The organism is Caballeronia sp. INDeC2 (genome assembly GCF_023631325.1).
GTDB lineage: Bacteria > Pseudomonadota > Gammaproteobacteria > Burkholderiales > Burkholderiaceae > Caballeronia.
This window is the reverse complement of record NZ_JALQDG010000030.1, coordinates 164,519-186,054: the sequence shown is the minus strand read 5'-3', so window position 1 is coordinate 186,054 and position 21,536 is coordinate 164,519. Positions and strand designations below refer to the sequence as shown.

The 21,536-nt window shown below is 63.6% G+C and carries 25 protein-coding genes; 13 read left to right on the top strand and 12 right to left on the bottom strand.

What is annotated here, in order from left to right:
- Positions 1-124: 124 nt before the first annotated feature.
- Entirely contained in the window at positions 125-1,060 is a 936-nt protein-coding gene (locus NCS28_RS19355) for a LysR family transcriptional regulator (RefSeq protein WP_250515372.1), read from the top strand.
- Positions 1,061-1,073: 13 nt separating this feature from the next.
- On the opposite strand, the gene tam is transcribed toward NCS28_RS19355, so the two are convergent.
- Entirely contained in the window at positions 1,074-1,853 is a 780-nt protein-coding gene (gene tam, locus NCS28_RS19350) for a trans-aconitate 2-methyltransferase (RefSeq protein ID WP_250515371.1), read from the bottom strand.
- Positions 1,854-2,156: 303 nt separating this feature from the next.
- Between tam and NCS28_RS19345 the strand changes: the two genes are divergently transcribed.
- On the top strand, positions 2,157-3,386 hold the full coding sequence (locus NCS28_RS19345) for a sensor histidine kinase (protein WP_250515370.1): 1,230 nt from the start codon (positions 2,157-2,159) through the stop codon (positions 3,384-3,386).
- 62 nt (positions 3,387-3,448) lie between these two features.
- On the opposite strand, the gene ahpF is transcribed toward NCS28_RS19345, so the two are convergent.
- Both ahpF and ahpC read right to left on the bottom strand, forming a co-directional pair.
- A complete protein-coding gene (ahpF, locus tag NCS28_RS19340; RefSeq protein ID WP_250515369.1) occupies positions 3,449-5,035 on the bottom strand; it encodes an alkyl hydroperoxide reductase subunit F in 1,587 nt (528 codons plus the stop codon).
- Between the two features lie 146 nt (positions 5,036-5,181).
- A complete protein-coding gene (gene ahpC, locus NCS28_RS19335; RefSeq protein WP_250515368.1) occupies positions 5,182-5,745 on the bottom strand; it encodes an alkyl hydroperoxide reductase subunit C in 564 nt (187 codons plus the stop codon).
- A 217-nt stretch (positions 5,746-5,962) separates the two neighbouring features.
- Here ahpC and NCS28_RS19330 point away from each other — a divergent pair, with 217 nt between their 5' ends.
- Together NCS28_RS19330 and ribA are read left to right on the top strand one after the other, a co-directional pair.
- Entirely contained in the window at positions 5,963-6,658 is a 696-nt protein-coding gene (locus NCS28_RS19330; protein WP_250515367.1) for an NADPH-dependent F420 reductase, read from the top strand.
- Between the two features lie 199 nt (positions 6,659-6,857).
- Positions 6,858-7,526 carry a GTP cyclohydrolase II gene (gene ribA / locus NCS28_RS19325; protein ID WP_250515366.1) on the top strand — a complete coding sequence of 223 codons (669 nt, stop codon included), beginning with the start codon at positions 6,858-6,860 and terminating at the stop codon, positions 7,524-7,526.
- Between the two features lie 9 nt (positions 7,527-7,535).
- On the opposite strand, the gene NCS28_RS19320 is transcribed toward ribA, so the two are convergent.
- From NCS28_RS19320 to NCS28_RS19305, 4 genes are all read right to left on the bottom strand, one after another.
- The gene (locus NCS28_RS19320; RefSeq protein WP_250515365.1) at positions 7,536-8,270 is read right to left on the bottom strand and encodes a 2OG-Fe(II) oxygenase; all 735 of its coding nucleotides are present in this window, start codon (positions 8,268-8,270) and stop codon (positions 7,536-7,538) included.
- A gap of 93 nt (positions 8,271-8,363) precedes the next feature.
- Positions 8,364-8,858 (bottom strand): hemerythrin domain-containing protein, encoded by a 495-nt coding sequence (locus NCS28_RS19315; RefSeq protein WP_250515364.1) that lies wholly within the window; start codon positions 8,856-8,858, stop codon positions 8,364-8,366.
- Between the two features lie 122 nt (positions 8,859-8,980).
- A complete protein-coding gene (locus tag NCS28_RS19310) occupies positions 8,981-11,302 on the bottom strand; it encodes an ATP-dependent DNA helicase (RefSeq protein ID WP_250515363.1) in 2,322 nt (773 codons plus the stop codon).
- 54 nt (positions 11,303-11,356) lie between these two features.
- On the bottom strand, positions 11,357-12,766 hold the full coding sequence (locus NCS28_RS19305; RefSeq protein WP_250515362.1) for an aminotransferase-like domain-containing protein: 1,410 nt from the start codon (positions 12,764-12,766) through the stop codon (positions 11,357-11,359).
- A 130-nt stretch (positions 12,767-12,896) separates the two neighbouring features.
- Here NCS28_RS19305 and NCS28_RS33215 point away from each other — a divergent pair, with 130 nt between their 5' ends.
- Genes NCS28_RS33215 through NCS28_RS19290 form a run of 4 tightly spaced genes read left to right on the top strand, consistent with a single transcriptional unit; the run spans position 12,897 to position 15,390 of the window.
- Positions 12,897-13,025, top strand: a complete 129-nt coding sequence (locus NCS28_RS33215; protein ID WP_284505172.1) for a hypothetical protein — start codon at positions 12,897-12,899, stop codon at positions 13,023-13,025.
- Positions 13,022-14,599: an FAD-binding oxidoreductase gene (locus NCS28_RS19300; protein WP_250515361.1), complete on the top strand. Its 1,578-nt coding sequence runs from the start codon at positions 13,022-13,024 to the stop codon at positions 14,597-14,599. The genes NCS28_RS33215 and NCS28_RS19300 overlap by 4 nt, the downstream gene beginning before the upstream one ends.
- Positions 14,596-14,967: a hypothetical protein gene (locus NCS28_RS19295; RefSeq protein ID WP_250515360.1), complete on the top strand. Its 372-nt coding sequence runs from the start codon at positions 14,596-14,598 to the stop codon at positions 14,965-14,967. The genes NCS28_RS19300 and NCS28_RS19295 overlap by 4 nt, the downstream gene beginning before the upstream one ends.
- 54 nt (positions 14,968-15,021) lie before the next feature.
- The gene (locus NCS28_RS19290) at positions 15,022-15,390 is read left to right on the top strand and encodes a DOPA 4,5-dioxygenase family protein (protein WP_250515359.1); all 369 of its coding nucleotides are present in this window, start codon (positions 15,022-15,024) and stop codon (positions 15,388-15,390) included.
- Between the two features lie 55 nt (positions 15,391-15,445).
- Here NCS28_RS19290 and NCS28_RS19285 read toward each other — a convergent pair whose 3' ends face one another.
- Positions 15,446-16,012: a phasin family protein gene (locus NCS28_RS19285; protein WP_250515358.1), complete on the bottom strand. Its 567-nt coding sequence runs from the start codon at positions 16,010-16,012 to the stop codon at positions 15,446-15,448.
- Between the two features lie 537 nt (positions 16,013-16,549).
- On the opposite strand from NCS28_RS19285, the gene NCS28_RS19280 reads away from it, so the two are divergent.
- Positions 16,550-16,834, top strand: coding sequence for a helix-turn-helix domain-containing protein (locus NCS28_RS19280; RefSeq protein ID WP_250515543.1), 285 nt, complete (start codon positions 16,550-16,552; stop codon positions 16,832-16,834).
- A 31-nt stretch (positions 16,835-16,865) separates the two neighbouring features.
- On the opposite strand, the gene NCS28_RS19275 is transcribed toward NCS28_RS19280, so the two are convergent.
- Entirely contained in the window at positions 16,866-17,804 is a 939-nt protein-coding gene (locus NCS28_RS19275; protein WP_250515357.1) for a DMT family transporter, read from the bottom strand.
- 316 nt (positions 17,805-18,120) lie between these two features.
- On the opposite strand from NCS28_RS19275, the gene NCS28_RS19270 reads away from it, so the two are divergent.
- The gene (locus NCS28_RS19270) at positions 18,121-18,222 is read left to right on the top strand and encodes a fimbrial protein (protein ID WP_250515356.1); all 102 of its coding nucleotides are present in this window, start codon (positions 18,121-18,123) and stop codon (positions 18,220-18,222) included.
- 94 nt (positions 18,223-18,316) lie between these two features.
- Positions 18,317-18,523 (top strand): hypothetical protein, encoded by a 207-nt coding sequence (locus NCS28_RS19265; RefSeq protein ID WP_250515355.1) that lies wholly within the window; start codon positions 18,317-18,319, stop codon positions 18,521-18,523.
- 11 nt (positions 18,524-18,534) lie between these two features.
- Here the strand turns inward: NCS28_RS19265 and NCS28_RS19260 are convergent, their stop codons facing one another.
- On the bottom strand, positions 18,535-18,969 hold the full coding sequence (locus NCS28_RS19260; RefSeq protein ID WP_250515354.1) for a hypothetical protein: 435 nt from the start codon (positions 18,967-18,969) through the stop codon (positions 18,535-18,537).
- A 255-nt stretch (positions 18,970-19,224) separates the two neighbouring features.
- Between NCS28_RS19260 and NCS28_RS19255 the strand changes: the two genes are divergently transcribed.
- On the top strand, positions 19,225-19,599 hold the full coding sequence (locus NCS28_RS19255; protein ID WP_250515353.1) for a hypothetical protein: 375 nt from the start codon (positions 19,225-19,227) through the stop codon (positions 19,597-19,599).
- A gap of 52 nt (positions 19,600-19,651) precedes the next feature.
- Here the strand turns inward: NCS28_RS19255 and NCS28_RS19250 are convergent, their stop codons facing one another.
- Positions 19,652-19,825 carry a hypothetical protein gene (locus NCS28_RS19250; protein ID WP_250515352.1) on the bottom strand — a complete coding sequence of 58 codons (174 nt, stop codon included), beginning with the start codon at positions 19,823-19,825 and terminating at the stop codon, positions 19,652-19,654.
- A gap of 284 nt (positions 19,826-20,109) precedes the next feature.
- Here NCS28_RS19250 and NCS28_RS19245 point away from each other — a divergent pair, with 284 nt between their 5' ends.
- Positions 20,110-20,400, top strand: a complete 291-nt coding sequence (locus tag NCS28_RS19245; RefSeq protein ID WP_250515351.1) for a hypothetical protein — start codon at positions 20,110-20,112, stop codon at positions 20,398-20,400.
- Between the two features lie 54 nt (positions 20,401-20,454).
- Here NCS28_RS19245 and NCS28_RS19240 read toward each other — a convergent pair whose 3' ends face one another.
- Positions 20,455-21,492, bottom strand: a complete 1,038-nt coding sequence (locus tag NCS28_RS19240; RefSeq protein ID WP_250515350.1) for a S1C family serine protease — start codon at positions 21,490-21,492, stop codon at positions 20,455-20,457.
- Positions 21,493-21,536 lie beyond the last annotated feature (44 nt).

Below are 21,536 nucleotides of genomic sequence, written 5' to 3'. Positions count from 1 at the left end.
GCCAGTTGTACGATGACTGCCTCATGCCCGACTATACGGCGTCGCGCGGGCGTCTGTATAGTGAAACCTTTCCATCGCTTGATCGCTTTTTGGAATCACCCCGCGCTTTTCCGCAGGCCGAAGAATGAAGAACACGCTCGACGTATTGATGTCGCGGCTGCGCATGAAGCAGTTGCAGTTGCTGATCGCGCTGGACGATCACAAATCGCTGCACAAGGCGTCGAGCGCGATGGCGATGACGCAATCCGCCGCGAGCAAGGCGCTCGCCGAACTCGAATCCATGTTGGAGGCGCCGCTGTTCGAGCGCGCGAAGAGCGGGCTGATCCCGAATCCGTTCGGCCGCTGCGTGGTGCGCTACGCGCGCGTGCTGGCCGCCGATCTCAACGCGCTGTGCCAGGAAGTCGCGCAGATCCGCGCGGGCACGGGCGGGCGGCTGACGGTCGGCACGATCATGGGCGCGGTGCCGGGCGTCGTCGCGCCGATCGTCAACGAGATGCACGCGAGACACCCGGATCTGGCCATCGAGATCGTCGAGGATACGAGCGCACGCATGCTGCCGATGCTCGACGACGGCCGCGTCGATCTCGTGATCGGCCGGTCGAGCGTGTCGGATCAGCCGTCGAAATATCACTATCAGCCGCTCGCGGACGAGCCGCTTTGCGTGGTCGTCGGCCACGCCCACGAGCGCACGGGCGAAGAGGATGTGCGTTTCGCGGACCTCGCCCGTTATCGCTGGGTCACGTATCCGAGTTTCATGCCGATGAGCGCGCTGCTCGAACGCGAGCTCGATCTCGCCGGCCTGCCGATGCCGGCCAATCTGATTTCCACCGCCTCGCCGCTCATGACGGTGACGCTGCTGCAGGAAAGCCCGGAACTCGTGTCGATCCTGCCGGCGAGCGTCGCGAAGGTGTTCGAGCGTAGCGGCATGCTGCGCGTTCTGCCGGTGCGCATGAAGTCGAAGTCGCAGACCTACGGCATCGTCACGCGCAAGGGCGGGGAACTCTCGCCGGCCGCGCGCCAGTTCGTGCAGATGCTGCGCGAACAGAGCCGGCCGCATTGAAGCTCAGCCAGACTCAGCGAGTCGCGACGATGAAGATGCGCGGGAAGGGCAGCAGCACCGTGCCGTCGTCGAGCACCGTGTAGGCGGCTTGCAGCGCCGTGCGATAACGATCGAGGAACGCGGTCGTTTCGTCTGCGCCGAGCTTCGCAAGGAACGGCCGCAGCCCGCTGCCTTTGAACCATTCGATGACCGCGTCCACGCCGCCATTGAGCGGATGATGGTAGGTGGTGCGCCACACGTCCACACGCGCGCAATGCGGCTTGAGTAGCGAGTAGTAGGCGTCCGCCCGGTAGCGCGCCGTGCGTTCCACGCCTTTGAGCTTGTCGCGCCACGGACCGTCGGCGGCGGTTTCGCGCATCAGCCGATGCGCGGGCTCGTCGAGATTGTCGGGCATCTGCACGGCGAGCCTGCCGCCCTCCGAGAGCTTGCCGACGAGCGACGGAAACAGCGTCTCGTGCTCGGGCACCCACTGCAGCGACGCGTTCGCGAGGATCAGATCGAACGGACCTTCGCGGTGCCACGCGGAAATATCGGCGAGTTCGAATTCGACGTGCGGCAGACGCTTTCGCGCCGCATCGATCATGTCGCTGGAATTGTCGACGCCGATGACGCGCGCGTTCGGCGCGTAGTCGATAAGCGTTTCGGTCGAGTTGCCGGGGCCGCAGCCGAGATCGACCGCCGTGCGCGCGGTCTGCGCTTGCGTCGCGTTCAACAGATCGCGCACCGGACGCGTGCGCTCCGCTTCGAATAGCGCGTACTGGCGGGCTTGCCAGTCGGCCGATGATGTCGTCATGTCGGGCTCCAGTCGATCGTGTGATGGGAACAGGCGCAATTCTGCACGTTCCTGCCGATGGGTCGAACTTGTGCGCATCAAAACCCCGCAGCGACATCTGAATGGAATACTGAATCCAGTGCATGCGGCGCGTTAGGAAAAGTCCAAGGGATAACTCGGATATGTCCCATCCGCGCAAGCATCGCGCCTATACTGGCGAAGCATTCGCGGGCGGCTCCGGGCAACATCGGGAAATGCTTTCGGGTGCCTATCACGATCACCGCGCGCCGTCCTCCGGCGCCCTAAGCAATCGGGGACTCGCAGATGAGCGACACGTCAGTCGGCGGCTTGAAGGGTCTCGTGGCCGCGCTGCGCGAGCAACAACCCGCACTCACCGAGCGATGGATGAAGCTCGTGTTCGGCGATCAGGAAGTCGAACATTCCGATCAACTCACCTACCGGCAGCTCGCCGATCATCTGCCGAGCATCTTCGAGGAAATCTGCGTCGTGCTGGAATCGCGCAATCTGCGCGACCAGGAAGGCGCGATCGAACACGACGCGCGCCAGCACGGGCAATGGCGCTGGCAGCAGGGTTATCGAGTCGATGAACTCGTGCGCGAGCTCGATCTGTTCCGTCAGGTGCTGCTGCTCGCGATCGGCGAATATGCCGGCACGCATGACGATTTCTCGCGCGCGGACGAGGAGCACGCGCGCCTCATGACCGACGAGGTGGTGAGCTTCGTCACGCTCGCGTCGATACGCGAGGCGATCGGCGAACGCGATCGCAAGATCGACGAATACACCGGCATGCTGGAGCGCGCGAACTATGAACTGACGCTGCGGCAGAAACTCATCAGCGATCTGTACGAGACGCGCATGCAAATCACGCGGCGCGTCGCGCACGATCTGCGCAACTTCCTGAACGTGTTCTCGACGGCGCTGCAACTCGCCGGGCGCTCGCCCGCGAAGCGCGATACGGCGCTCGGTCTCGCGAACCGGCAGGTCGGCGACATGGCGACGCTCGTCGATGAAATGGTCGAATATTCGAAAGTGCTCGGCGACGATTCGCTGCTCACGGTCGAGCCGTTCGATCTCGTCGGCCTGTTCGACGAGCTGATGCAGGCGTGCCGCGTCTCGACCGAGGCGAAGGGGCTCAAGCTCATCGGCCAGTTCGATCCGGTGCTTTGCACGGTGACGTCGAACCGGCTGAAGGTGAAGCAGGTCGCGCTGAATCTGCTGACGAACGCGATCAAATACACGTCGTCGGGGGAGATCGTGCTGGCGATTGCCGCCGCGCCCGACGCACGCTGGAAGCTGCGCGTCGCCGATACGGGCGTGGGCATCGGCGCGGCGGATCAGGAGCGCGTGTTCGAAGAATTCGAGCGTGCCGCCGATGACGATATCCCCGGCGCGGGGCTCGGGCTTGCCATCGTCAAGGAGTTGTCGCGCACGCTGGAAGGGGAGTTGCGGTTCCAGTCGTCGAAAGGGCACGGCAGCGTGTTCGAGGTGACGTTCCCTATCGTGCTGGAGCCGAAGCCGCCAGAGGCCAGATAAACAAAAAAAGGCGAACGGGTTGCCCCGTTCGCCTTCCGGTCACTACGACGTCCGCGCTACGCTCAGGCCGCCGCTTCTTCTTCGACCACTGCTTCGTCTTCCACCGACGCGCGGATCAAATGATCGAACGCCGACAGCGATGCCTTCGCGCCTTCGCCGGCCGCGATCACGATCTGCTTGTACGGGACCGTCGTCACGTCGCCGGCGGCGAACACGCCCGGCAGCGACGTCGCGCCCTTCGCGTCGACGATGATCTCGCCGAACTTCGACAGCTCCACCGTGCCCTTCAGCCATTCGGTGTTCGGCACGAGGCCGATCTGCACGAACACGCCTTCCAGCTCGACATGATGGCTCGTGCCCGTCGCGCGGTCCGTGTAGGTGATGCCGTTCACTTTCTTGCCGTCGCCGGTGATTTCGGTCGTCTGCCCCTCTGTGACGATGGTCACGTTCGGCAGGCTGCGCAGCTTCTTTTGCAACACCGCATCGGCGCGCAGCTCGTTGCCGAACTCGATCAGCGTGACCGCCGAGACGAGCCCCGCGAGATCGATCGCCGCTTCGACGCCCGAATTGCCGCCGCCTACCACCGCGACGCGCTTGCCCTTGAAGAGCGGGCCGTCGCAGTGCGGGCAGTACGCCACGCCGCGGCCGCGATACTCGCGCTCGCCTGGCACGTTGATCTCGCGCCAGCGCGCGCCGGTCGACAGAATCACCGTCTTCGCCTTCAGCACCGCGCCGTTCGCGAGATGAATCTCGTTGATGCGGCCCGGCACGAGCCTTTCGGCGCGCTGCAGGTCCATCACGTCGACTTCATAGCTCTTAACGTGCTCTTCGAGCGCGGTCGCGAACTTCGGTCCTTCGGTTTCCTTCACGGAGACGAAGTTTTCGATCGCCATCGTGTCGAGCACCTGGCCGCCGAAGCGCTCCGCGACGACGCCCGTCGCGATGCCCTTGCGCGCCGAATAGATCGCCGCCGCCGCGCCCGCAGGGCCGCCGCCGACGATCAGCGTGTCGAACACCGGCTTGTTGTCCAGCTCCTTCGCCGCTCGCGCCGATGCGCCCGTGTCGAGCTTCGCCAGAATTTCCTTCACGCCCATGCGGCCCGAACCGAAACTGTCGCCGTTGACGAACATCATCGGCACGGACATGACCTGGCGCGCTTCCACTTCCTTCTGGAACAGCGCGCCGTCGATCGCGACGTGCTTGATGCGCGGGTTGATGATCGCCATCACGTTCAGCGCCTGCACGACTTCCGGGCAGTTCTGGCACGACAGCGAGAAATACGTCTCGAAGGCGTAGTCGCCGTCGAGATTGCGGATCTGCTCGATGGTGGCGTCGTCGAGCTTGATCGGATGGCCGCCCGTCTGCAGAAGCGCAAGCACGAGCGACGTGAATTCATGGCCCATCGGGATGCCGGCGAACCGGATGCCCGCGGGCTTGCCCGCTTCGCCGATGGTAAAGGACGGACGACGCACGCTGGCGTCCTCTTTCTCGACGACGCTGATCCGATGCGACAGCGAGGCGATCTCGTCGAGCAGGCTTTTCAGCTCGCGCGACTTGTCGCCGTCGTCGAGGAAGGCGACGAGTTCGATCGGCCGGGAGACTTTTTCCAGATACGCTTTTAATTGGTTCTTGAGATTGGCGTCGAGCATGGCGATGTCCGTTCCTTGACTTGGGGTGATGCAGACGCACCTCGCCGCGACGCTGCGTTTATCGCAGCGCCGGACGAAGGCGTCTTTTGGGGTGAACCTGCCGCCACTCGCGGCAGATTCGATGCAGCGCTCGCGAAAAACGAGGCTTAGATCTTGCCGATCAGGTCGAGCGACGGGGTCAGCGTTTCAGCGCCCGGCGTCCACTTGGCGGGGCACACTTGACCCGGGTTCTTCGCGATGTACTGAGCAGCCTGAACCTTGCGGAGCAGTTCGCCGGCGTCGCGGCCGATGCCGTTGTCGTGCACTTCGCACAGCTTGATCTCGCCTTCCGGGTTGACCACGAACGTGCCGCGCAGCGCCAGGCCTTCTTCCTCGATCAGCACGTCGAAGTTGCGCGACAGCGCGAGCGTCGGGTCGGCGAGCATCGGATACTGGATCTTCTGGATCGTGTCCGACGTGTCGTGCCATGCCTTGTGCGTGAAGTGCGTGTCGGTCGAAACCGAGTAGATTTCCACGCCCAGCTTCTTGAATTCTTCGTAGCGGTCAGCCAGGTCGCCCAGTTCCGTCGGGCACACGAACGTGAAGTCGGCCGGGTAGAACACGAACACCGACCACTTGCCCTTCAGGCTTTCGTCGGTGACGGTCACGAATTCGCCGTTGTGGTAGGCGGTTGCTTTGAACGGCTTGACTTGGCTGTTGATGATAGGCATTTACCAGGTTCCTTTTGGAGTGGTGTTGAAGAAGTAAGTGAACTATACAGGAAAACTATCGTATCTGCGAAATGGATTGATTTTATTGACGGAATAGAAAAGGGCTATCGTCCCGATATTCGTCGTTTTCCCGTACGCGGCATTGTGATTGCACAGCACCCTCGCAGGTTCCTTTGAAAGCACGTCGTTGCTTTCAGTTCTATTTCAAGGAGGCAGTATGAAAATCGGAATTATCGGCGCAGGGAATATCGGGACGGTGCTCGCGCTGAGGTTCGGCGAGAACGGGCACGACGTGCGCATCGCCAATTCGCGTGGACCGGCATCACTTGCGGACGTGGAACGCGAAACCGGTGCGACGGCCGTCGAGGCGCGGGAAGCGGTGAAGGAAGCGGATGTCGTCGTCGTGACGATTCCCGAGGCGAAAGTGCCGAATCTGCCGAAAGATCTGTTCGCGGACGTGCCCGCGAGCGTCGTCGTGATCGATACCGGCAATTACTATCCGCAACAGCGCGACGGACGTATCGATGGCATCGAAAAGGGCACGCCGGAAAGCCGTTGGGTCGAGCAGCAGATCGGGCGGCCGGTCGTGAAGGCGTTCAACAATATTTACGCGGATCATCTACGCAACCGCGGCAAGCCCGCGGGCACGCCGGGGCGCATCGCGCTGCCGGTCGCGGGCGACGACGCGAAGGCGAAAGCCGTCGTCATGAAGCTCGTCGATGAAATCGGCTTCGATCCCGTCGATGCGGGCGCAATCGACGATTCGTGGCGTCAGCAACCCGCGACGCCTGTCTATACCGCAGACCTCGACGCCGAGGGCGTGCGCGCGGCGCTGCAAAAAGCCGATCCGGTGCGCAAGCCCGAATGGCGCGCGACGGACAGCAGTCCCGGCAATTTCGAGAACCCGGCGTGAGAGGAAGAAATGTGAGAGAAGGCGAGAAAGCAGGCGTTCGATAAGCGGAACGCCCGTACGGGAAAGCGCGGGAAGCGGCGCGCGCCGTGCGACAATCTGCAAACTTTCCCGATGGGCTTTAACATGGCGAACCGGGCTGGCGCGATGGGGCAGGAATGATCGGGCCGGTGTCCGGCGTCGTGGACTCGCAGATTGACCTATGAAAACCGCTTCTCCCCCGCTGGACGTGCACAACCCGCAACACCGCTTCGGCGAGTGCGAAGCGTGCGCGGATGTCGAACTCGTGGCGACCGCCACCATTCCGACGCGCTACGGCACCTTCGATTCCTACGTCTATCGCGTGAAGCATACGGACGTCGAGCACATCGCGTTCGTGATGGGCGACGTGAGCAACGGCGAATCTGTGTTGACGCGTCTGCATTCCGAATGCGTGACCGGCGACGTGTTCGGCTCATATCGCTGCGATTGCGGCGAGCAGCTCGATCTGGCGCTGCGCTATATCGCCGCGGAGGATCGCGGCATTCTGCTGTATCTGCGCGGGCATGAAGGGCGCGGCATCGGTCTGGCGAACAAGATCCGCGCGTACGCGCTGCAGGAGCAGGGGCTCGATACCGTCGATGCGAACCTGCATCTCGGCCTGCCCGACGACGCCCGCGAATACGATTCGGCCGCCGCGATCCTGCGCTCGATGAACGTGAAGTCGGTGCGTTTGATGAGCAACAATCCGTCGAAGTTCGACACGCTGCTCAAGCACGACATTCCCGTTTGCGAACGCGTCGCGCTCGCGATCCCGATGCGCGAGGAAAACGAGCGCTACATCAAGACGAAGCAGGCGCGCTTCGGGCATTACTTCGACGAGAACGAATAAGCCGCGCGCTCACTGCGCGTCGTGAAAGATCACGCCGAGCATATGCCGCCGCCCCGATCTCAAGCGGCTCACGCCGTGCTTCATGTTCACCCGATACGGCCCGCGCGTGCCTTGTACCGGCCGGTGGTGCACCGCGAAGAACACCGCATCGCCTTGTGAAAGCGGCACGGCTTCCACACGCGACTGCATTCGCGGACGCTGCTCCGTCATCACGAATTCGCCGCCGGTGAAATCGCGGCCGGGGGCGGAAAGCAGGATCGCCATCTGAATCGGAAAGACGTGCTCGCCGTAGAGATCCTGATGCAGGCAGTTGAAATCGCCGGGCACGTAACGTAGCAGGAGCGGCGTCGGCCGTGTCTGCCCCGCGCGATGGCAGCGCTCGATGAACGCCGCGTGCTCGCGCGGATAGCGCGTCTCGATGCCCATGACCTCGTTCCAGCGATCGGCGATCGGCGCGAGATGCGGATAGACCGCGCGCCGCGCGTGCTGGATCGCGTCAGGCAGCGGATACGCGAAGTATTTGTATTCGCCCCGCCCGAAGCCGTGGCGCTCCATCACGACGCGGCTGCGAAAAATGCCGTCGCGGTCGTACAGCGCGGCGAGCGTTTCGCATTCGGCTTGCGAGAAGAGGGCGGGCGCGGTGGCACAGCCGAAGCTGTCGAGTTGCGCTTCGAGATCGGCCCAGTCGAGCGAGTCGATGCGTTCGCCGATATCGTCGGCCGTCGCGCGTTCGAGCACCTTCATGTCGTGTCTCCGGGTGTGCGTGAATTGCCTGCAAGTGTGCGCCACGCGCGCGGCGATCGCACTCCGGGTCTTGCTGTGCAATTCGCGCAGGCGTCAGTGCGCGACCGCAGCCTCGGCGATGCGCTGCTGCAGCGCGGCCTTGCGTGCGGCCATGTTCGCGCCGATCGCGACGAGGTCCATCCGCGTCTTGCGCACTTCGGGGAACAGCGTCGTCTCCTCTTCCTCGATGTGATGCGTCGTGTTCTCCTTGAGCACCTTGAAGGTCGCGTCGAAACCGTCGTCGCCGGCTTTCAGGCTCGCGAATCGTTCGATCAGCGTCTTCACCAGAAAATGCTCGACGTAGGCTTCGTCAACGTCGATGCGTTGATCCGCGCCGAGCGCGTTCTGCGCGACCGGATAAAGCATTTCTTCCTCGACAATCGCGTGGATCGTCAGCAGCTCGCACACGCGCTGAACGAGCCTGTTCTTGCGCTCGAAATCGTCGCGTTCCGCGCGTTCGAAGGCATCGAACAGTTGTTCGATGGCGCGGTGTTCGGCTTCGAGCATGTCGAGCGCATCGATGGGTCGCGGGATATGAGCGGCAGACATGTGGGTTCTCCAATAGTGGGCTCTCTCGGCCCCTGTAGCGAGACATCTCCGTGTCCCTGAGGCGCCCGAGAGCAGCAAGACGAATGCCCGCGATAACCCGTTAACGGCGGTGCCGTGCGCGTCTAAATAGTCGGATGTCCCGATTCGCCCAGGTCACGTTGCCGCAGCACTTTGACCTGCCACCACGCGGGCAAAAGACGCCGGACTTCCGCGTGTGCGAAACGGTCGTCGATCAGATAGAGCACGCCGCGATCTAGAGGCCCGCGGATCACGCGCCCGGCCGCCTGCACGACTTTCTGCAAGCCGGGAAAAAGATACGTGTACGCGTAGCCCTCGCCGAACGCCTCGTGCATGCGCGCTTTCATTTGCTGGTTGACGGGGTTGAGCTGCGGCAAACCGAGCGTCGCGACGAACGCGCCGATGAGCCGCGTGCCGGGCAGATCGATCGCTTCGCCGAACGCGCCGCCGAGCACGGCGAAGCCGACGCCGCGCCCATCGGCGGCGAAGCGCGCGAGAAACTCGCGTTGCGCCGCTTCGCTCATCGCGCGGGATTGCTGCCAACATGGAATGGACGGATGACGAACCGCGAGCGCCGCCGCGACTTGCGCCAGATATTCGAAGCTGCTGAAGAAGCTCAGGTAGTTGCCTTCGGCGCTTTCGAACTGCGCGGCGATGAGATCCGCGATGCGGTCCACCGAGCGCGCGCGGTCGCGATAGCGCGTGGACAGGTCGGCGATCGCGCGCACGTCGAGCTGTTCGGCGGAAAAGGGCGATTCGACATCGACGCGCACGCTCGACGCCGGCAGGCCGAGCGTATCGGTGTAGAAGTGCGCGGGCGTGAGCGTCGCGGAAAAAAGCGCCACGCTGTGGGCGCGGGCGAAACGCGGCGCGAGATGCGGCGCGGGAATCACGTTGCGCAGGCACAGCACGGCGTTGCGTTTCTTTGCGCTCGAACTCGCCCGGCCAAGCGTGATGTCGAAGATCGAATGCGGACCGAAGCGTTCGGCGATGCGCGTGAAATGCATCGCATCGAAATAGAAGCGCAAGGTCTCGGGCGTGATGAGCTCGGGTTGCTCGCCGAGCGTTTCCGTCATCAGCGAGACGGCTTGCCCGAGCGCTGTCAGCATCCGCGCGGGCGTCTGCGTGTGCGCCGCGTATTCGATGTTGGCCGCGTCCTGCTCGCGCGTGATTTCGTTCCAGCTTCGCGCGACGCGCCCGAGCGCCTGCTTCAGCACGAGCGGCGCGCCGCGGCGCATCGCGTTGAAGGCGGCCTGATCGAGCGTCGCAGAATACATGCCGCGCGCCCGTTCGACGAGGTTATGCGCTTCGTCGACGAGCACCGACACGCGCCAGCGATTCGCCTCCGCGAGCGCGAAGAGCATGGCGCTCGTATCGAAGTAATAGTTGTAGTCGCCGACGATCACGTCGCCCCAGCGCGACAGTTCCTGGCTCAGATAGTATGGGCAGACTTCGTGCCGTCGTGCGACCTCCGCGATCGACGCGCGATCGAGTTGCGCGCAGTCGAGCGCGGCGGCGCGCGCCCCGGCGAGCCGATCGTAGAAGCCCCGCGCGAGCGGACACGATTCCCCGTGGCACGCGCGATCGGGATATTCGCAAGCCTTGTCGCGCGCGACGAGTTCGACGACGCGCAACGGCCTGGCGGCGAGCGTCGTCAGCGCATCGAGCGCGAGTTGCCGTCCAGCGCTCTTCGCCGTGAGAAAAAAGATCTTGTCGAGCCGCTGGCCCGGCCACGCCTTTAACAGCGGAAAGAGCGTGCCGACCGTTTTGCCGATGCCGGTCGGCGCCTGCGCCGCGAGACAGCGGCCGGACACCGCCGAGCGATACACCGCTTCCGCGAGCGCGCGCTGGCCGGGCCGAAAATCCGCGTGAGGAAAGGCGAGCGCTTTGAGCGCGTCATCGCGCGCCGCGCCGTGCGCGAGCTCCTGCTTCGCCCACGCGATGAAAAGCTCGCACTGCGCCTCGAAATGCGCGGCGAGCGCGTCGGCGGTCTGCGTTTCGACGAGCACGCTTTCCGACTGAGCGACGATATCGAAATACACGAGCGCAATCTCGATGGCGTCGAGCCCGAGCTTGCGGCACATCAGATGCCCATACACACGCGCCTGCGCCCAATGCAGATGTCGATGATTCTGCGGCATCGATTCGAGCTTGCCGCGATGCGTCTTGATCTCTTCGAGACGGTTGAGCGCGGGATCGTAGCCATCGGCACGGCCGCGCACGCAGAGCGGCCCGTAGGTTTCCGAAAGCGAGATTTCCTTCTGATATCCGGCCGGCCGACGGCTCGTCACCGTGACGTGGCCCGCGACGCCTTCCTGCGCGCTCGGCGTGGGCGTGAAGCGCAGATCGAGATCACCTTGTTTCGCGGTGAACTCGCAGAGCGCGCGCACGGCGACGGTGTAGGCGGACTCGGATACTGTATGCATGTACAGCAGTCTAGCATGCGCAAAATCACGCGCAAACCAACGTCAAAGCGCCTTCTAAGATTCCGCGCACAGCAGTTCGCCGAGCGTTTTCATCGCGTTTTCGACCTGCGGCGACCATGGATGCCCGAAGTTGATGCGCACGTAATTCCCGAACGCGTGACGCGCGGAGAAGATCGGCCCGGGCGTCACGTTGATGCCGTGTTCGAGGCCACGCCGGTGCAACTGCATCGCATCGACATGTTCGGCGAGTTGCAGCCACAGAAAATAGCCGCCGGCCGGCCGCACGAACGCGACCTCCGGCGGCAGCCAGCGCGCAATGGCCTGTTCCATCGCGCCGCGTTGCGTGAGAAGCGCGCCGCGCAGTTTGCGCAAGTGTTTGTCGAAGCCGCCGTGCTGCAGATAGTCGGCGATGCCCGCCTGAATCGGGATGCTGGTCGAAATGCTCGTCATCAGCTTGAGCCGCCGGATCGCATCGGCGTAGCGGCCCGCCGCGACCCAGCCGAGCCGGTAACCCGGCGCGAGCGTCTTCGACAGCGACGCGCAATGCAGCACGAGACCGGTCGTATCGAAGGCTTTCGCGGGCGGCGGCCGATCCTGCGCGAAATGCAGCTCGCCGTAGACATCGTCTTCGATGAGCGGAACCGCATGCTTCGCGAGCAAGCCGACGAGCGCGCGTTTTTTCTCGATGGAAAGCGTGACGCCCGTCGGATTCTGAAAGTTGGTCATGAACCAGCAGGCGCGCACCGGATGCTTGACGAGCGCTTCGGCGAGCACGTCGAGATCGAGCCCTTCTCGCGGATCGACCGGAATCTCGACCGCGCGCAAGCCCAGATGCTCGACTGCCTGCAACGCCGCGTAGAAGCAGGGCGATTCGATCGCGACGACATCGCCCGGCTTCGTGACGGCCATGAGGCTCAGCGTGAGCGCTTCCATTGCGCCGTTCGTGACGATGAGTTCCTCGACCGGCTGCGCGATACCCATGCCGATGTAACGCAGCGCGATCTGCCGCCGCAGTGGCTCGTTACCCGGCGGCATGTCGACGACCGTGCTCCACGGATCGAGCATGCGCGTCGCGTGCGCGAGCGACTTCGCGAGACGCGCGAGCGGAAACAGCTTCGGCGACGGAAACGCGGAGCCGAGCGGCACGACATCCGGACGCTTGAGCGCATCGAGCACGGAGAAAACGAGACTGCTCACGTCGATGGCGGCAGGTTCCGCGAGCGGCGCGGGCGTGCTTGCCTGCGCCGATATCTTCGCGCCGGGCGCGACGTAATAACCGGAACGCTCGCGCGCGCGAATCAGGCCCCACTCTTCGAGCAGGTAGTACGCGCGAAAGACCGTCGATTGGCCGACGCCGTATTGCGTCGTCAGATGCCGCACCGACGGCAAACGCGCGCCGACGGGCAGCCGGCCCGCGCGAATCTCGGCGGCCATCGTGTCGGCAAGGGCTTGGTAGCGCTTCATCGCGTCCTTGGGAGAGAGGGCGCGAAATTGTCTCACGGGTTCGAAGGAATATCGGCGCACCGCCGCGCGTTTAATGAGCAAGCGGCTCGATCGCCGTGCCCGTCTTTTCAAACCTTTCGGAGTTCACTTCATGAAGCTCGCCAGAATCGCAACAGTCGTGCTCGCTCTGCTCGCCGGTTTGCTCGCGGGATGTCAGACCGATGGCAGTTCCGCGTCATCCGGCACGACGTCCGGCAGCGGCAGCAGCGGCGGATATTGAGCGCGACGGCGCTGCCGCCGGGCGTGCCGGCGGCGCAGTTCCAGGCGGCGCTCGCGGCCTTCGCGGCCGCGCTCGGCAGCGACGCGGTGTCGTACGATCCCGCCTCCTGGCTCGATCCATTCGCACCCGGCGATGCGCTCGCGCACGCGCCGTCCGCCGTCGTGCTGCCGAAGGATGTCGAAGGCGTGCGCGCGGCGCTGGCGGTGGCGAATCGCTATCGCGTGCCGCTCTGGACCGTATCGACGGGACGCAACTTCGCTTACGGCGGCGCCGCGCCGCGTATGCGCGGCTCGGTCGTGCTCGATTTGCGGCGGATGAACCGCATCATCGAAATCGACGAGACGCTCGGTTATGCGCTGGTCGAGCCGGGCGTGACCTATTACGAACTGCATCGCGCGCTGGGCGCGCCACGGCGGTTCTGGCTCGATCCGCCCGCGGCGGGCTGGGGCAGCGTGATCGGCAATACGCTCGAACGCGGCTATGGCACGACGCCCTACGGCGACCACGCGGCGCACCAGTGCGGCATGGAAGTCGTGCTTGCCAACGGCGATGTCGTGCGCACCGGCATGGGCGCGATGGCGTCGAGCCGCGACTGGCAGGTTTTCAAAGGCGGCTTCGGGCCGTCTTACGACGACATGTTCATGCAGTCGAATTTCGGCGTCGTCACGAAGCTCGGCATTCAGCTGATGCCCGCACCCGAGGGCTACATGATCTGCCGCTATGCGTTCGCGCACGAAGACGATCTCGAACGCGTCGTCGATACGCTGCGTCCGCTCAGAATGGACGGCACGATTCAAAGCAACGCGGTCATCGAAAGCGCGGTGCGCTGGGCGGCAGGCGTATCGACGCGGAGAACCTGGTACGACGGCGAAGGCGCGATGCCCGACGACGTCATCGACGCGATGGCGCGCAAGATCGGCATCGGCCGCTGGAATCTGCGCTTCTGTTTGTATGGGCCGCCGTCGCTCGTGAAGGCGCGGCGCGATATCGTGCATGCGCGTTTTCAGCCGATCGCGGGCGCGACGCTCTTCGAAACGCCATATCGCGATGCGTCCGTCGAACCGGAAGGCGGCGGCGATCGCGCGCAAGTCGGCATTCCCGGGCTGGAAGCGTTCAATTTGCTGAACTGGCGCGGCGGCTCGGGCGCGCATATCGATTTCTCGCCGATCTGCCCGCCGCTCGGACGCGACGCCGTGAAGCAAGTCCGCATGGTGCGCGAGCGCGCCGCGCATTTCGGCTTCGATTATTACGGCGGTTTCACCGCGGGCAAGCGCGCGATGCATCACATCTTCGCGGCCATTTTCGATCGCGACGATCCGAAACAATCGCACGCTGCCGGCGCGCTGATCGACACGCTGATCCGCGATGCGGGCGCGGCCGGCTACGGGCAATATCGGACGCATCTCTCGTATATGGATCTGGCCGCCGCGCAATACGACTTCAACGATCACGCGCTGATGCGACTCTCCGGCACGATCAAGAAAGCCCTCGATCCGAACGGAATTTTGTCGCCCGGCAAGCAGGGCATCTGGCCCGCGAAGCGTTCGGACGTCGCGGATGGAGAAGGGCGATGAACCCGGCGCGGCGCGCGTTTCTCATCGCAGCGGGCGCATCGGGATTGCCGTGGATTTCGTTCGGTCGCGAGAAAACGGCAGCGGCGCGAATCTGGGTCGTCGATGAAGACTTGCCGCACAGCCGCCTCATCGTGCGGCGCGCGCGTCTGACGAGCGGGCGCGTCGAATCGCTTGCGGGCGATGCGGGCTGGCTTTGGATCGAGCGCTTGTCGAAGGATGCGATGTCGTCGCCGCACGCAATCGGCGGATTGACGCGCTTCGCCGACGCGTTCGTGTTGTCGCAGCTCGGCGCGGGCATCGGCATGCGGGCGACCCATCATCGTGCGTTCGATGACGGCGCCGTGCTCTGGACGCTCGAACGTTGCTGAATGCGGTCCGCTAAAATGAGACCTGTCTCAATATGGCCGCGCACGGATGAAACGATGAACGCCTCGGACACCCGCACGATCGCCGACTGGCACGCGCATGTCTATTTCGACGCCACGAGCCGCGACGCGGCGTGGCAGCTTCGGCTCGTCATCGAGCAACGATTCGCAACTGAGCTGCAAAGCGGCGCATTACGGCTGGGGCGGTTTCACGAGCGTCCGGTCGGACCGCATCCAATGTGGTCGTTCCAGTTGGGATTCGGCGGCGAACTGCTCGCGCCGATGCTTGCATGGCTCACGCTCAATCACGGCGCGCTCGATGTCTTCATGCATCCGAACACGGGCGACGCGCTCGTCGATCATCGCGATTCGGCGGTGTGGATCGGCCGCTCGCATGAACTGCTGCTGAAGAGCCTGGGCGCCTGACGCGGCAAAAGAAAAAGGCGGAACGCGTCCGCCTTTCTTTTTGACATCCGCGAAATTACTTCTTCGCGCTCGCCGGTTTCGACGATACGGCGCGCACGGCCGTCTCACTTGCGATGGTGGCGTCGTTCTGCGCCGTTTCGACCACCTGCTTTGCAGCTTTCTTGGCGGCTTCGTAAGCCGAATTCGCCGATTGGGTCGCGGCATCGATCGCGGTCTTCCACGCCGTCACGACCGCTTCGCTGCCGACGGGCGCGCTGCTCACCAGGCTTTCGACGAGCGCCTGCACGTTGCGCTGCGATTTTTCGATCTGATCCTGCGCCGTTTCCAGATAGCCGCCGCGCACGCCGGTCGCGATCTCGTAGACGCTCGTCCAGTACGCCTGCACGCGCTGCGCGCTGTTTTGCAGATGCTGATTCTGGAGCGCGAAGAACTCCTGCGGATCGCGCGCGGAGAGCGCTTTGGCGATGAGCGCCTGATGCTCATCGAGCGCAGTTCTGGCCGTGCGCACGTTCAGATCGATGAGCTTTTCGAAACCCCCGACGGCTTGTGCGGCGAGACCGAACGTCGTGTCGACGCCCGCCTTCTGTGACGCAATTACTTTTTCCGGCGCAAGACTGCTCATGCTCGACTCCATATGAAGTTGCCAATTGATTATGCAAACGATTTGTGCAGTGCAGCGATTGGTCTATTCTAAAGGAAGCGTGTGGAGTGTCAATTACGTCTTCCGCGTTCGACTTTAAACCATGTCGCCCGTTATTCAAAAATCGCGGCTGGCAATAAGTAAATGAGCAGGCTCATTAAAAGCAACTGCTTTGATCACACATCACATAATCCGCGACGATTCTTGATCGCCGGCAATATTGCGGAAAGGATGGAAAATGCCGAACGGAGGAAGCGCGCATCGGCGCGCCGGGTAAGCGATCCTATCGTAAACACCTAAGCGAAAACTTACCGAATGCGTTGTTTACCCACTTGACGCATTGGTGCATGAATTGGAAGAATCTCGCACTGCAACACGCGCGGCGGAGCACTTCGCGGGCACAGTGATAACCGGTATTTCTGTCACTGCCCCGTCATCGTAAATCCGTAGGATTCACCTTCGCGCGAAATGAGCCGGCGCTGAACGGCATAAAGATATAAATCGAGAGAATTGAAGAAAATGGGGCGACATTCCCAAACCCTTGGCCACCTTGAACGCAGTCACGAAGACAACGCCTTGCGGCGCGCCATGGCCGCACGACTCGACCGGGCCTTGCAAAAAGCAAACGTCAGTTCCGCAAAAGCCGCCGGCTGGCTCGATGTGAGCGAGCACGACGTGCAGTTCTGGCGGCGCGGCATCACGGTTCCGCCGCTCGCTGCATTCAACCGCATCGCGCGGGCGCTCGACATCGATCCGCACTGGCTCTGCACGGGCCAGGCGATACACGCGCATACCGCCAACTGATTGCGCGCAACTTTCGCGTTTCCCTGAAGCGTCAGCTTTCCGTCGATACGGCCTGCGCCGTCTTGCGTCCGTGCAGCAGCACGGTGCCGATGCCGCTCGCCGCGATCACGCACATGCCGATCGACATCCAGAGGTCGGGCGCCTGTCCGAACAGCAGCCAGCTGAAAAGCGCCGCGAACGCGAGCTGTCCGTAGGAAAACGGCGTCAGCACGGAGAGCGGGGCGCGCTTCAATGCCTGAAGCATGAGCCCGTGCCCGACGGTCGCCATCGTCGCCATGAAAACGACGAGCAGCCAGCTCCCGATCCGCACCTGCGCGAGCGCGGGCAGGGTCTCGGCCTGATCCATCCAGACGAGCACGCACAGCAGGATGGTGGCGACGAGCGCGGTGAGAAAGTTGGTCGTGATGGCATCGTCGACGCGCGAGAGATGGCTCGACACCACCTGAAAGCACGCGAACGTCGTCGCTGCGCCGATCGGAAAGATCACGGTCCAGCTGAACTCGCTGCCGCCCGGCCGCACGACCAGCAGCATGCCGATGAAACCCAGGACGACCAATGCCCATTTGCTGCGCGGCACGTCGTCTTTGAGCACGAGCGCGGCGAGCAGCGTGGAAATGAGCGGTGCGAGCATCGCAAGGGAAGTCGTGACCGGCAGCGGCAGATGTCGCAACCCCGCGAAGGTGCATGCGGAATTGATGAGCAGCAGCACCGCGCGCACGATCTGCAGCCTGACGCTGCCCGAGCGAAAGAGGCCGAACGCGCGGCGCCGGACTTGCCACACGCCCATCACGATCATCTGAAACAGATAGCGCACCCAGAGCAGAGCTAGCAGAGGGACCGCGGTGCCGATCAGCTTGACGGTGGAATCGCTTGCCGCGAAGGTCGCCGTCGTCAGGATCATGATGGCGATACCGGCGCCGGTGTTCTCGGTATCGATGCAGTATCGCGCCTTGCCCTCTAAGGTTGCCATCGAGCTCTCGTGGTTTGCCGCCGTGTTCAGCAAACCGTTGCCCGGCGTACCGCTGACGACATGGATTGAGGAGCGGCTTTTAGGCCGTTGCTTCATTCTCCGGGCATTGCCAGGCCGTGGCAAGGCAACAGTAAAGTCCATCTCGCCGTGTTGTGCGCTGGTTACGACCCCAAAAATGTACTAGACGGTTCGAACAATTTTAGTTTCGACGCCGGTCAGGCGCGGCACGAGGCTTTAGCGTGCCGTTGCTGGATTTCGCTCAAGCATCGCTTGCCTTGGATAACGCACGGCCGCAAACGTCGGGACGGCGGACAACATGTCCTTAACGTTCTTCGCGCAGTACTACCGCCTCGGCGTCGCCGTCGTTTCGCCGGGCGATGTCCACGCCATCGTCATCTTTACCATGAACTATCAGTAGGACACCGGTCCATTGTTACGCACAAAGCGCTTGCCATAGTGGCTTCGCCGCCTACACTTAAAGTAGTTTCTCAACTGCTTCAAGGGAGGCAACAATGAGAACGAGAACCCGCGAAGTCGTACGCATGCTCGCGACTTTTCGCCATTCGGCGCATTGCCGACGATTGCGTGCCGCGGCGGCGGCTCAGGAAGTGCGCGATCTCGCCGACGAAGCGTCCTCCGATGAAACAGCCGAAGAGGACGAGCGCGGCGAACCTGAGACACGGTCCATCGCGCGCAAGCCGCATCCCGGCATGCACTGAGATGCGCGCGCTCATACGCCTGCCGGATTCCTGAACGGCGAGAAGCGCCAGTGCCCGCTCGCGTCTTTCACGGCGATCGCGCCATGCTCGTGCAGCACTTCGCCGATAGCGCCCGGCTTGATGTCATCGGAGATGTGGATGACGAGCAACGTACGCTGTGGCGTGGCGTCGTCGGTGGCTGAAGGGGCGGACGGCCGCTGCGGCAACGGTTCTTGCGGCACGAACCGGTTACGCGCACCGATCACGCCCTGATGCTCGCCGTGCGCCACATACTCGGCATCGTCTTCGTCGTGCGCGGGTGGCAGGAACGCATCGATATCGATTTCACCGCGTCCTGCGCGATAAAGATGCGCATCGTCGCGCCGAAGCCCGGCCAACTGCAATGCGCGAAGCGCGTCATGTCCGTCGCGATAACAACTGAACACTCCAACTATGACCTGATTCATCGTCGCCCCCTTTTGTCGGCTCGCATCGTTTAAAGAACCAAGCAATCGATGCCACCGTGCGCGGTTTCAATTCGCCTTCCGCGCTGTTCGATTCGTCAGATGATCATCAGCAACAGCCGTTCCCGCATGACGGTTTTGAAAGGAGGCTTGCGAACGGTTCTGTCGCAGGTTGCGACCCCAACCGGTATCACATAAAGTAGCTGAGCTTCTTTCCCGGATCCGCGCGTCACGCAACGCGCTCTTCGCGAGGTTCGAATGACTGCGAAAGCCTGTGCTTGGGTACTCGTACTGATGGCAGGCTCCGCAGCGGCGGCGCCTTGCTACAACGACGGCGATGTCGTCACGCTCGAAGGCACGGCAACGCGCCAGGCCGCGCATGAAGGAGATGCATCCTCGAAGCCCGCGTGGGTGCTTTCGTTGTCGGGACCGATCTGCGTGGTCAGCGCGAGCACGGGGCAGGGCGGGCGGCAGCAATCGAACGTTGCGGCGGTGCAGATCATCGATGCGACGCCAACGGAGAACGCGCGCGTCCAGTTGACGGGCAAGCTCGTCACCGGCAACGTAAGCGGCTACTACGCAGTGCCGACCGCGATCTGGGTGCTCAAGCAGCGCGTACTTTCGGGGCAATGACTCTTGCTGCCCGCCACGGGCGATGCGTAAAACCAGGGAGAAGTACGAACGATCAGGCGGCTTTCGCGTGCGCCTGATAGCGCCAGTACTCGGCGACGACGATATGCAGCGGTTGTTCTTCGAGCTTGCGTTCCTCGGCGAATCGCAAGATGGCGTCGAGTTGCGCGCCGTTGCAACGGAAGGCTGCACGGCGCGAGGCCGTCTGGTTTTTGTTGTACGTGTTCATGGCAATCCTTTTTTTAGGACCTTCCCCGACAGGGCAGGATCGTTCACGGGGCGGCCCGTGCGCGCGAACGCTGCCTGCTGCTTTCACATTAAGCCGGAGGCGCGCCCGCGCAACCGGCTGTTAGCGCACATAGCCGTCAAGACGTGAGAGATAGCGCAAAGCACGGGCCTGGCTAGTGCCGGGGTTCGTTGCTTTCAACGCCGGAATAAACCTTTCGGCCGTCTCGTTTAGCATGTATGGAACTCGCGCGGGAATCGAGACGCGGGGCGAGGGAGGAGAAGCCAGTGAGCGCCGATCAACATGCGCACGAGGAACTCGCACACATTGGACGGATGATCGCGGAACTGGAGCGTGTCGCGACGAAAGGGCACCTCGAACCGATGCGGCATGCCGTCATGCGGCCGGAGTACTGGCAGCGGCGCATCGATGCGTTGATCGTCGCATCGGCGAACGAGCCGTTGCGGCGCAATGCGGCCGCGTTGCGCGAGCGCCTCGCGGACGTATTCGCTAATGCGCTCGAACGGGATACGGGGTACGCGGGAGAACCGGCGCGGGAGACCGGCAGCAGAAAATGAAGCGAAGCGACGTGCGTGGCGGCGCGTGTGACGATCACATGCGCCGCCGCGGCGTCAACCTGTCTGCTCGACCGGCGTCACGTCGATATCGAGCTTCTGCGTGCCGCGCAGCACCGCGATCTTCACGGGCTTGTCGATACGCGATGCATCGAGCGTGCGCTGCAAGCCATCGACGCTATCGACGGCGATGCCATCCACCGCGACGATACGATCGCCCGTGCGCAATCCGCCGAGCGCGGCCGGACTGCCTTTCACGATTTCCATCACATGCACGCCGCTCGCGGACGCAAGCTCGAAGAAGCGCTGCACGCGTCGCGAGATCGGCGTGGTCGTGCCCGCCACGCCGATATACGCGCGCCGCACGCGCCCATACGCGAAGATCTGCATGATGACCCACTTCGCCGTGTCGATCGCGGTGGCGAAGGAGATGGCCTGCGCGCCGGAGATGATCGCGGTGTTCACGCCGATCACGTGCCCCGCCGAGTTGATGAGCGGACCGCCCGAGTTGCCGGGATTGAGCGCGGCGTCGGTCTGGATCACGTCGTAGATCATGCGGCCCGAGGTCGAACGCAGCGAGCGGCCGAGCGCGGAGACGACGCCTGTCGTGACGGTCTGCGCGAGCCCGAGCGGATTGCCCACCGCGATCGCGATCTGTCCCACGCGCAGGCTGCCCGAATCGCCCAGCTCGACATGCGGCAGCGGCTCCGGCGAACCGATGCGCAGCACCGCGAGATCGCTCGCGGGATCGTCGCCGACGAGATCGGCATCGAAGCGCGCGCCGTCCGCGAGCGTGACGACGATATGCGTCGCGCCATGCACGACATGGCTATTCGTCAGCAGATAGCCGTCCGGCGTGAAGATGAATCCCGAGCCCGTGCCGCCGACATTGCGGCGCGCGCCGCGCGGATCGGCGAGCTGGCGCTCGACGGAAATGAACACCACGGCTTGCTGCACGCGCTCGAGCGCGCCGATGACCGTGCGCGAATAGGCGTCGAGCAAGGCAGTATCGTCGATGGCGTCGAGCGGGGCGGAGGGCGCGGCGTCTTGCGCGCCGCGCGCAAGATCGTCGATGAATTGAGGCCGGCTTCCCATGGTGGTTGAACTCCCGTTGTCTGGGAGCGGACATGCGGGCCGCC

Coding starts and splice junctions, on each gene's coding strand:
- NCS28_RS19355 (WP_250515372.1), top strand. CDS start 125: ATGAAGAACACGCTCGACGTATTGATGTCGCGGCTGCGCATGAAGCAG.
- tam (WP_250515371.1), bottom strand. CDS start 1,853: ATGACGACATCATCGGCCGACTGGCAAGCCCGCCAGTACGCGCTATTC.
- NCS28_RS19345 (WP_250515370.1), top strand. CDS start 2,157: ATGAGCGACACGTCAGTCGGCGGCTTGAAGGGTCTCGTGGCCGCGCTG.
- ahpF (WP_250515369.1), bottom strand. CDS start 5,035: ATGCTCGACGCCAATCTCAAGAACCAATTAAAAGCGTATCTGGAAAAA.
- ahpC (WP_250515368.1), bottom strand. CDS start 5,745: ATGCCTATCATCAACAGCCAAGTCAAGCCGTTCAAAGCAACCGCCTAC.
- NCS28_RS19330 (WP_250515367.1), top strand. CDS start 5,963: ATGAAAATCGGAATTATCGGCGCAGGGAATATCGGGACGGTGCTCGCG.
- ribA (WP_250515366.1), top strand. CDS start 6,858: ATGAAAACCGCTTCTCCCCCGCTGGACGTGCACAACCCGCAACACCGC.
- NCS28_RS19320 (WP_250515365.1), bottom strand. CDS start 8,270: ATGAAGGTGCTCGAACGCGCGACGGCCGACGATATCGGCGAACGCATC.
- NCS28_RS19315 (WP_250515364.1), bottom strand. CDS start 8,858: ATGTCTGCCGCTCATATCCCGCGACCCATCGATGCGCTCGACATGCTC.
- NCS28_RS19310 (WP_250515363.1), bottom strand. CDS start 11,302: ATGCATACAGTATCCGAGTCCGCCTACACCGTCGCCGTGCGCGCGCTC.
- NCS28_RS19305 (WP_250515362.1), bottom strand. CDS start 12,766: ATGAAGCGCTACCAAGCCCTTGCCGACACGATGGCCGCCGAGATTCGC.
- NCS28_RS33215 (WP_284505172.1), top strand. CDS start 12,897: ATGAAGCTCGCCAGAATCGCAACAGTCGTGCTCGCTCTGCTCGCCGGT.
- NCS28_RS19295 (WP_250515360.1), top strand. CDS start 14,596: ATGAACCCGGCGCGGCGCGCGTTTCTCATCGCAGCGGGCGCATCGGGA.
- NCS28_RS19290 (WP_250515359.1), top strand. CDS start 15,022: ATGAACGCCTCGGACACCCGCACGATCGCCGACTGGCACGCGCATGTC.
- NCS28_RS19285 (WP_250515358.1), bottom strand. CDS start 16,012: ATGAGCAGTCTTGCGCCGGAAAAAGTAATTGCGTCACAGAAGGCGGGC.
- NCS28_RS19280 (WP_250515543.1), top strand. CDS start 16,550: ATGGGGCGACATTCCCAAACCCTTGGCCACCTTGAACGCAGTCACGAA.
- NCS28_RS19275 (WP_250515357.1), bottom strand. CDS start 17,804: ATGGCAACCTTAGAGGGCAAGGCGCGATACTGCATCGATACCGAGAAC.
- NCS28_RS19270 (WP_250515356.1), top strand. CDS start 18,121: ATGTCCTTAACGTTCTTCGCGCAGTACTACCGCCTCGGCGTCGCCGTC.
- NCS28_RS19265 (WP_250515355.1), top strand. CDS start 18,317: ATGAGAACGAGAACCCGCGAAGTCGTACGCATGCTCGCGACTTTTCGC.
- NCS28_RS19260 (WP_250515354.1), bottom strand. CDS start 18,969: ATGAATCAGGTCATAGTTGGAGTGTTCAGTTGTTATCGCGACGGACAT.
- NCS28_RS19255 (WP_250515353.1), top strand. CDS start 19,225: ATGACTGCGAAAGCCTGTGCTTGGGTACTCGTACTGATGGCAGGCTCC.
- NCS28_RS19250 (WP_250515352.1), bottom strand. CDS start 19,825: ATGAACACGTACAACAAAAACCAGACGGCCTCGCGCCGTGCAGCCTTC.
- NCS28_RS19240 (WP_250515350.1), bottom strand. CDS start 21,492: ATGGGAAGCCGGCCTCAATTCATCGACGATCTTGCGCGCGGCGCGCAA.